Origin of the sequence: uncultured Christiangramia sp., assembly GCF_913046405.1 — a bacterium.
GTDB classification, from domain to species: domain Bacteria; phylum Bacteroidota; class Bacteroidia; order Flavobacteriales; family Flavobacteriaceae; genus Christiangramia; species Christiangramia marina.
Genome location: NZ_CAJWRQ010000109.1, coordinates 1 through 9,434 on the forward strand (window position 1 = coordinate 1; position 9,434 = coordinate 9,434).

Sequence of the window (9,434 nt, forward strand, 5' to 3'; positions counted from 1 at the left end):
CTCTTTTGATGGGAGCATCTACTGGTGGTCTGCAAGTTCTTCGGAAGGATGGTGAATGGATCGATGCCGTTCCACAGGAAGATGAATTAGTGATCAATGTTGGGGATATGCTGGAAAGACATACCAATAACAAACTTCGCTCTACTATTCACCGGGTTACGAATCCGCCAAAAGATCAATGGGGAAAACCTAGATATTCCATTCCTTTCTTTATGCACCCACGAAGTGATATGAGACTAGACTGTCTTGAAGAATGTATCGATGAAGATAACCCAAAACAATATGAAGATATTACTGCAGGAGAATTTTTGCATCAGCGACTTGTAGAGATAGGTCTCTTAAAAAAATAGATAATGGCGAAAAAGAAATTAGGTCTGGAAGATCTGGGAGGTTTCGTATTTTCGACCAATGATGAATTTGATGAAACATCATATACCAACGGAGATTCCCAGGAAGAACTCGCTTCAGAGGATCAGCAATTAGAAGCACATTTCAGTAATAAAGGAAGAGGCGGTAAAACGGTGACTATCATCAAAAATTACCAGGGTCCTGAAGAAGAACTCGTCAAACTAGGAAAATTACTGAAGAAAAAATGTGGAGTTGGCGGAAGTACCAAGGATGGAGAAATAATAATCCAGGGTGATGATCGTGAAAAAATAATGCAGATCCTGCAAAAACAAGGATATCAGGTTAAACGTGTTGGAGGTTAATTTCAGCACGTTTTTTATATCTCAAATATGAGCGAAAAGACTTTACATATAGTGAACGGTGATGGTTTAGCCGAACAAATGCAGGAACTAAACTTACCGGGTGAATTGATTATATGGCGTGAACTTTTATGTGAAGGTCCTACAAACAGGAAGCTTAATGACAAGTTCTTCAAAATGCGCAAGAAATTCCTGTTGAAGGCATACGATATCTCTGCGGAAAATTATGAAGAACGTTTTATTTCTGAAGTTGAAAGACTGAAAGCTATGGATGACTATGATAAGGTCTATCTGTGGTTCGAGTATGATCTTTTTTGCCATATTAATATGCTTGCTGCCATTCAGGTTCTTGCGAACAAGAGAATGGATATGCCCGTTTATCTTGTGTGTAGCAAAAAACTCAAAGGTGAGAAGGAGTTTCAACCCTTATGCCAGCTATCAATTTCAGAATTGAAGAACCATTATGAAAACAGCATTGTATTAACTTCTGAAGATATTGAAGTTGCATTGTTAATTTGGGAACTTTATTGTGGTGATGATCCTTTGAAATTAAAAGCACAGATCAAAACCAAGTCCAATTTTGAATATTTATCAAGCTGCATTAGAGCACATATTGAAAGGTTTCCAAATAGTAAGACAGGGATCAACTCGCTTGAGAGAAACATTTTAAAGCTTATAGAATCAAGAGAGATTACCAGTAGAAATCATCTGCTGGGATATGCTCTTCAGCATCAGGGCTATTATGGATATAGCGATAGCCAGATGCAAAGAAAACTGGACAGACTCTCCCTGTTCTTTTCTGAAAACGAAAATAAAATACAACTTACTGAAAAAGGAATTCAGGTATTAAATGGAAAAAAGAACTTCTATCGTGAACTTTTAAATGAACAGGTTTATGGGGGAGTTCGAAAATTCGATTTCCTTTATGATCCTGAATTGAACAGATTATTAAAACTATAGAATGAGTTTAAAAGCTTCAGAATTGATCCTCAATGAGGACGGTTCCATATACCACCTTGGTTTACTACCTCATGAAATCGCAGATACAGTGATCACCGTTGGTGACCCGGCAAGAGTAGAAAGAATTAGTGCTTATTTTGATAAAATCGAGATCACTAGAATGAAACGTGAGTTCTGCACTCACACTGGTCTTCTGGATGGAAAAAGAATCACCGTGATGTCTACAGGAATGGGAACCGATAATATTGATATCGCTTTAACCGAACTGGATGCACTGGCCAATATCGACCTGCAGAAAAAAGAAGTTAAGAACGATCTTAAAGCTTTGGACATTATTAGAATTGGTACCACCGGTTCTATTAGAGAAGATATTGCATTAGATTCATTTCTGGTAAGTGAACTCGCAATGGGCTTTGATGGTCTTATGCATTTCTATGAAAGTGATAGTTTTCTGCAAGCTGCTTATGCTGAAGAATTTGTTAAACAAACGAACTGGTCTTCTAAAAAAGCATATCCATATGTAGTCGAAGGAAGCAATCGACTCATCGAGAAATTCTCATCTAAAGATACTGTCAAAGGTTTTACTGCCACGAATATTGGTTTCTATGGTCCACAGGGAAGAGTACTTCGGAACTCTATTCCTGAAGCAGATATGAATCAAAATATCGCCGCCTTCAGTTTTAATGGAAAGTCTATTACCAATCTTGAAATGGAAACTTCAGGAATATACGGGATGTCGAAACTACTGGGACATCATGCAGTTTCTATGAATGCGGTATTAGCGAACAGAGCTACTGGAGAATTTTCAGTAGATCCTAAAAAACTTGTGGATAATCTTATTAAATACTGTCTGGAAAGGATAGTTTCCTAAGTAGCTTATTTAACAATATATTAAAAGCTCTGCAGGGCTTACTTTGTATTTTTGGTTAAACAAAATAATGTCCATGCCGCAACCTAATGAAAACCGTTTTAGACACCGAGATCTAAACTGGTTGAGTTTTAACGAAAGGGTTCTACAAGAGGCTGCAGATAAGATAAATCCTCTTTACGAAAGGATGAAATTCCTGGCAATTTTTTCTTCCAATCTGGATGAGTATTTCCGCGTACGTGTTTCTCAATTACGCCAGATGAAAAGGGTGAAGAAAAGTATCAGGAAAAAACTAGCCCTCAAACCTTCAAGGATCACTAAACAGATCATCGAAGAAGTTAAAAAGCAACAAAATCAGTTTGGTGATATCTATAAAAAACAGATCATTCCGGAACTAGCGGCGAACAATATATTCTTACTGGAGGCAGATCATTACGATCAAAAGCAAAAGGCCTTTGCTGAAGATTATTTTAAAGAGAACATTCAGCAACATTTAGATCCAATACTTGTTAATCTGAATGAAGAAAATGAGCTATTTTTAAAAAATTCTATCCTTTATTTTCTGGTTACTTTTAAAGATGAAAATAAATTAGCCATTGTCAATATACCGGTAGAAGAATGTGGCCGATTCGTGACCTTTAAAGATGAAGCAGAAAAACATCAAATCACTTATTTAGATGAAATTCTAAGACATCAATTGTTTAAAATTTTTCCTGAAAGCGATATTACAGGAATTTATGAAATTAAATTATCCAGAGATGCTGAACTGTATATCGACGATATATATGAAGGCGTACTGGCAGAAAAGATCTATGAATCTTTAAAGCAAAGAACAGATGGGCAGCCTACAAGATTACTTTATGATGCAAGTATGCCAGATCCTGTTCATAGAAAAATCAGGAAACTTCTGAAATTAGGGAAAATCGACATGATGCCTGGAGGGAAATATCATAACTTTAAAGACTTTTTTACTTTCCCTGATCCAAGTGGCAATAAGGATCTTCATTTTAAAAAGCTTCCTCCACTACCCCATAAAACTTTGGAAAAAAGTGATGATTACTTTAAATCTATATTAGAGAAAGATCAGGCGCTGCATTTTCCTTTTATGTCTTTTGATTATGTTGAGAAATTTGTAGAACAGGCCGCGGCAGATGATAAGGTTACTGATATTAGTATTTCTCTTTATCGGGTAGCCGATGAGTCCAAACTGACCAATTCCCTAATGCAGGCTCTGGAGAATGGTAAGAATGTTACTGTTTTTGTTGAAGCCAAAGCGAGATTTGATGAGAAAAACAATATTAGCTGGGGAAGGAAATTTGAAGAAAAAGGCGCTCATGTGATCTATTCTTTTCCGAAGGTGAAAGTGCATTCCAAGATCATGTTGGTAAAAAGGCAGGAGAATAATGAAACTGTACGATATGCTTATATTGGAACCGGAAATTTCAATGCAGAGACTTCTGAAATTTATTGCGATCATGCAATTTTTACAGCAAACAAACTGATCACTAAAGAACTCGATCGCTTGTTCAAAGTGCTGGAAGGTGAACTGATCATCCCGAGAGAAAAGAACCTTTTGATCTCTCCATTTTCTACCAGACAGGAATTCACCAAGTTGATCTACAACGAGATCGAAAATGCCAGAGATGGTAAGAAAGCTAAAATTACCGCCAAGATGAACAGCCTTGAAGATGAGGAAATGATCGAGTTACTATACAGGGCAAGCGAAGCGGGTGTGGAGATTAGAATGCTGATACGCGGTTTTACCTGTCTAATTCCAGGAGTTAAAGGCATGAGTGAAAATATTTATATTACGAGTGTAGTTGATCGTTTTCTGGAACATGGTAGAATCTATCTTTTTGAAAACGGGGGTGATGAAAAAATGTTCTATGGGAGTGCAGACTGGATGAGTCGTAATCTTGATCGCAGGATTGAAGTCATCTCTCCAGTGCTGGATGAAGATATTTTTAACGAATTCAAGGACATACTGAATATTCAGTTAAAGGATAATGTGAAAGCTCGTATTCAGGATAAGGAAGAAACCAATACCTATGTTCAGAAGGATGATGATGAAAAAACAGTGCGTTCGCAATATGCGATATATGATTATCTAAAAGAAAAGCATTCAAATGACTAAGATCAAAGTTGGTGGTGTACCGGAGCATTTTAATTTACCCTGGCATCGCTGTATAGAGAATAACAAATTCACAGAAGCAGGAATAGACCTCGAGTGGATAGAAGTTCCGGAAGGTACAGGAGCGATGTGTAATTTGCTTCGGGAAGAGGAAATAGACGTAGCAGTTATACTAACAGAAGGTATAAGTCGCGACATCATAAATGGAAATCAAAGCAAGATCATTCAGAATTATATTGGAAGTCCGCTTATTTGGGGAATTCATGTTGATGGGAGATCTTCCTTTAAAAACATCAAAGATCTCAAGGGTACAAAGGCTGCAATTAGCCGTGAAGGAAGCGGCTCACATCTAATGGCCTATGTAAATGCTGAACATGTTGGATGGAATACAGATTCACTCAAATTTGAGATTGTTCATAATCTGGAAGGAGCTATTGAGGCTTTGAGACAGGATGATGCGCAGTATTTTATGTGGGAACATTTCACCACAAAACCTCTGGTGGACAATAATACCTTCCGACTTATTGCCGACTGCCCTACTCCATGGCCTTGTTTTGTGATAGCAGCTTCTCAAAAAGCAATCGATGAAAAACCAGACGAACTTGTAAGAATGCTGGAGGTTCTAAATACTGAAACAAGCAATTTCAAAATTCAGAAAAATATAGATGTTGAACTGGCAGAGAGATATGGTCAAAAACTAGAAGATATCAGAAAATGGCTTGATCTTACCCATTGGAGTCAGCAGCAAATTGCCGATCAGGATCTAACTGAAGTTCAGGATTATTTAAAAAGACTTAAACTTATTTCCGAAAAAGTAGATAATAAGGAATTAATTCATAATTTCAGGGCCAAATAATCTACTTCTACAAATGAAATTTTTACTTACCTGCTTGCTTTTAGCAGCTACATCTCTGGGTTTTAGCCAGACCAACGACAGTATTTCCAATGCAAATTCAAGGAAATTAGGAAAACAGGAATTTAGCCTGAATGCTTTTAATCTTGTTGCTTTCGGTATTGTGGATATTACCTATGAACGCATAATATCTGAAAATTCTACCTGGGCGATCGAAGCTTTTTACCATCCAACTAAAGATGATTATTTAAATGATGCTTATTACAAAGAGCTCTCTCTAACCGGTAAATACAAGCATTTCTTTAGTTCGAAATATGCCCGTGGCTTTTATGTTCATGGTTTCGGAATGTTATCCAACGGTGAATATGAAGATGGGTATTACTACGACGCAGGCATTGATGAGTATATTTATGACAATCATGACTATACCGACTTCGCCATAGGATTCGGTCTGGGTGGTAAATTTGTATCTAAAGGAGGCTTTTTATTAGACCTAAGCGGTGGTATTGGAAGAAATTTGTTCAGTGACCAATCTCCAACTATCGTTGGTCAGTTTATGGTTAACCTGGGTTATAGATTCTAATTATGATTATTGAGTACACTTACCAGTTAATTGGATTTTTACCTTTTGATTGTAAATACTCATTGGCTTTGCTAAAATGTTTGTTTCCAAACCAGTATCCTCTGTTCGCGCTCAAAGGTGATGGATGACCACTGGTTAGAATTAGATGCTTCGAACTATCGATTAGCTTGGATTTTTTCTTGGCAAAACCACCCCAAAGTATAAAAACAACATTTTCTTTTTGTTCGGAAATGAGCCTGATCACTTCATCTGTGAAAATTTCCCAGCCTTTATTTTGGTGGGAACCGGCCTGATGAGCTCTCACGCTTAAGGTTGCATTCAATAAAAGTACACCTTGATCTGCCCATCTTTCGAGATTTCCGCTGGAAGGCGCAGGCTTATTCAAATCAGTCTCGATCTCTTTAAAAATATTGATTAGCGAAGGAGGAATCTGGACATTATCACGAACAGAAAAACACAAACCATTCGCCTGCCCTACTCCATGATATGGATCCTGACCCAGGATAACTACCCTGGTATTATCGAAAGTCGAATGATCAAAAGCAGCGAAAATCTCACTACCTGGAGGAAAACATTTATGCTCGGTATATTCCTTTTTTACATATTGGATTAAATTTTTAAAATAATCCTTTTCAAATTCAGCATTCAGAACTTTTTTCCAGCTTTGATCTATTCTTACGTTCATGAGAATTGAGTAACTTTGTAGAACCTCAAATGTAGGGAAAAATTGATATGATAAAAATTAGTTCCAGGAGTCTTGATGATTTGGAATTTCCGGTAGTATGCGCACAGGTTAGCGAACTATGCATTACAGGACAGGGAAAAGATAAGGCTCTTAAGATCCAACCATACCCGAGTTTTCAGAAGACCGTTTTTGGACTCGATCAAACCAACGAATTTATTAAATCCAAAACCCAGGATGAAGCGATCCCGAATCACGGATTCGATAGTATTCAACCTGAGCTTCGATTACTGGCTATAGAGGAGTCGGTTCTGGAAATTGGAGGTTTCAGAAAGATTTCTTCATTGAATGAAACGGTGAACAATCATCTGAAATTCTTCAGAAAAAATAAGCATCTCTATCCCGCTTTGTCTGAAACTGTTTCGCATCTGGAATATGACCTAAGTCTTGTAGAAAGGGTCAATTCGGTTATTGATAGGTTTGGAGAAATGAAAGATGATGCTTCCACCTATTTACAACAGTTGCGAAGATCGATCAATGCAGTGAAGGGCCAGATAAATACAAGTTTTAATTCAGCCTTAACCACTTACAACGGTTATGGGTATCTTGACGAGATCAAAGAAAGTGTTGTGGAGAATGTGCGAGTACTCGCTGTAAAATCTATGTATCGCCGTAAGGTAAAAGGTGGAATCATGGGGAATTCCAAAACCGGCAGTATTGTTTATATTCAGCCGGAAGCTACTCATCGATACACCCGGGAACTTAACAATTTAGAATACGAGGAAAAGGAAGAGATTAAGCGTATTTTAAAAGAACTTACAGAATTTACCAGACCCTATCGTGAAGTTCTGGTAGAGCACCAGGATCTTCTAAGTGAAATGGATGTGATCTCCGCGAAGGCCAAGTACGCATATAAGATCGAGGGAATCTTACCAAAGATCACTAAGGATAGAGAATTATTTCTGAAGGATGCCTACCACCCTCTATTACTTCTGAATAATAAGAAAAAGAACGAAAAAACATATCCACAGAGCATTGAACTAGGCGCCGATAACCGAATAATGGTTATTTCAGGTCCGAATGCGGGTGGTAAAAGTATCACTCTTAAAACTGTTGGACTTTTGCAGGTAATGCTCCAGAGCGGAATGCTTATTCCGGTTCATGAGTATAGTAGAATGTGCCTGTTCTCCAAAGTTCTTACCGATATTGGTGATAATCAATCTATCGAAAATCACCTTAGTACGTATAGCTACCGACTTAAAAACATGAATTACTTTCTGCGGAAATGTGATGACAAAACATTGTTTCTAATTGACGAATTTGGTACGGGAAGTGACCCAGAACTTGGTGGTGCTTTAGCTGAAACATTTCTGGAGGTTTTCTATGAAAAAGGATCCTTCGGAATACTTACAACACATTACGCTAACCTGAAGAAACTGGCCAATGAATTGCCAGAGATGAGCAATGCGAATATGATGTTCGATAATCAAACGCTAGAACCAATCTATAAACTTCAGGTTGGAGAAGCCGGAAGCTCCTTTACCTTTGAAGTTGCCCAGAAAAACGGAATTCCATATAGCCTGATTAATCGTTCCAAAAAGAAGGTTGAGCGTGGTAAGATTAGATTTGATCGAAGTATAGCCAACCTTCAGAAGGAGCGTTCTAACCTTAGAAAAACAACCGACAGTCTTAAGACCAAAGAAGAAAAGGCCGCAGCAGAAAAAGAAAAACTGGAAGAAACAAATTCCAGGATTCAGCAAAAATTGGAAAGCTATCAGGAACTGTACGATACCAATCAGCGAATGATCTATCTTGGTCAGAAGGTCAATGATCTAAGTGAAAAATACTTCAGCAATAAAAAAAAGAAAGAGCTTATTGGAGAATTTATAAAGCTAGTGGAAATAGAAAATTCCAAACGAAAAAAAGAAAGTGCCAAGAAGCTTAAAGCCAAGAAAAACAAAGAAGAACAGTTGAAAAAGGAGGTTCAGAAAAGAATTGAACCAATTCGGGAAAAGAAAAAGGAAGAGAAGAAAAAAGAAACGCAATTAAAAAAGCAGGAAGCCAATAAACCAAAAGCTAAATTAAAGATTGGCGATCGTGTTCGGCTTGAAGATGGAAAAGCAGTTGGAACGATCGATAATATAGAAAAAGACAAAGCTCTGGTGAATTATGGTATTTTCACCACTTCGGTTGGAATGGCTCAACTTGAACTCGTACAATCTGCTAAAAAGAAATAGTTATGGAAAATACTTCCAAACATAAGATCATATTGTTCGATGGCGTTTGTAACCTTTGCAATAACGCGGTGCAGTTCATTATAAAACATGACCGTAAAGATAAGTTTAGATTCGCATCCTTACAAAGTGAAACCGGGAAACGACTTATTGAAGAAAGAGGTTTTGATCCTGAAGATCTGGATTCTATTATGCTGATTGAACCCGGTGTGGCATATTATAGAAAATCTACTGCAGCCCTGGAAATCTCAAGAGACCTCAATGGAGGATATTCTTTACTGAAAAACTTCTTATTTCTACCTGAGGGTTTGAGAGATAGTATTTATGATCTCGTAGCTAGTAATCGATATAAATGGTTCGGGAAAAAGGATAATTGTATGATCCCTACTCCCGAACTAAAATCGAAGTTTCTGGAT

At 37.5% G+C, this 9,434-nt stretch carries 10 protein-coding genes; 9 read left to right on the top strand and 1 reads right to left on the bottom strand.

Annotated elements, in window-relative coordinates; all coding sequences use genetic code 11:
* From QZ620_RS12255 to QZ620_RS12285, 7 genes are all read left to right on the top strand, one after another.
* Positions 1-350, top strand: a 350-nt coding sequence (locus tag QZ620_RS12255; protein WP_295182081.1) for a 2OG-Fe(II) oxygenase family protein, incomplete at its 5' end; no start/stop codon positions are given.
* A gap of 3 nt (positions 351-353) precedes the next feature.
* Positions 354-710: a translation initiation factor gene (locus tag QZ620_RS12260; RefSeq protein WP_295182083.1), complete on the top strand. Its 357-nt coding sequence runs from the start codon at positions 354-356 to the stop codon at positions 708-710.
* Positions 711-737: 27 nt separating this feature from the next.
* On the top strand, positions 738-1,667 hold the full coding sequence (locus tag QZ620_RS12265) for a DUF1835 domain-containing protein (protein WP_295182085.1): 930 nt from the start codon (positions 738-740) through the stop codon (positions 1,665-1,667).
* Position 1,668: 1 nt separating this feature from the next.
* The gene (locus QZ620_RS12270) at positions 1,669-2,538 is read left to right on the top strand and encodes a nucleoside phosphorylase (RefSeq protein ID WP_295182087.1); all 870 of its coding nucleotides are present in this window, start codon (positions 1,669-1,671) and stop codon (positions 2,536-2,538) included.
* A gap of 73 nt (positions 2,539-2,611) precedes the next feature.
* Positions 2,612-4,669 (top strand): polyphosphate kinase 1, encoded by a 2,058-nt coding sequence (ppk1, locus tag QZ620_RS12275; RefSeq protein ID WP_295182091.1) that lies wholly within the window; start codon positions 2,612-2,614, stop codon positions 4,667-4,669.
* On the top strand, positions 4,662-5,522 hold the full coding sequence (locus QZ620_RS12280) for a substrate-binding domain-containing protein (protein WP_295182094.1): 861 nt from the start codon (positions 4,662-4,664) through the stop codon (positions 5,520-5,522). The genes ppk1 and QZ620_RS12280 overlap by 8 nt, the downstream gene beginning before the upstream one ends.
* Positions 5,523-5,535: 13 nt before the next feature.
* On the top strand, positions 5,536-6,102 hold the full coding sequence (locus QZ620_RS12285) for a hypothetical protein (protein WP_295182096.1): 567 nt from the start codon (positions 5,536-5,538) through the stop codon (positions 6,100-6,102).
* 19 nt (positions 6,103-6,121) lie between these two features.
* Here the strand turns inward: QZ620_RS12285 and QZ620_RS12290 are convergent, their stop codons facing one another.
* Positions 6,122-6,787, bottom strand: coding sequence for a uracil-DNA glycosylase (locus QZ620_RS12290; protein ID WP_295182098.1), 666 nt, complete (start codon positions 6,785-6,787; stop codon positions 6,122-6,124).
* 47 nt (positions 6,788-6,834) lie between these two features.
* On the opposite strand from QZ620_RS12290, the gene QZ620_RS12295 reads away from it, so the two are divergent.
* Both QZ620_RS12295 and QZ620_RS12300 read left to right on the top strand, forming a co-directional pair.
* Complete coding sequence (locus QZ620_RS12295) at positions 6,835-9,021, top strand: DNA mismatch repair protein MutS (RefSeq protein WP_295182100.1); 2,187 nt, start codon at positions 6,835-6,837, stop codon at positions 9,019-9,021.
* Between the two features lie 2 nt (positions 9,022-9,023).
* Positions 9,024-9,434: thiol-disulfide oxidoreductase DCC family protein (locus QZ620_RS12300; protein ID WP_295182103.1), on the top strand; the 411-nt coding region annotated here is incomplete at its 3' end.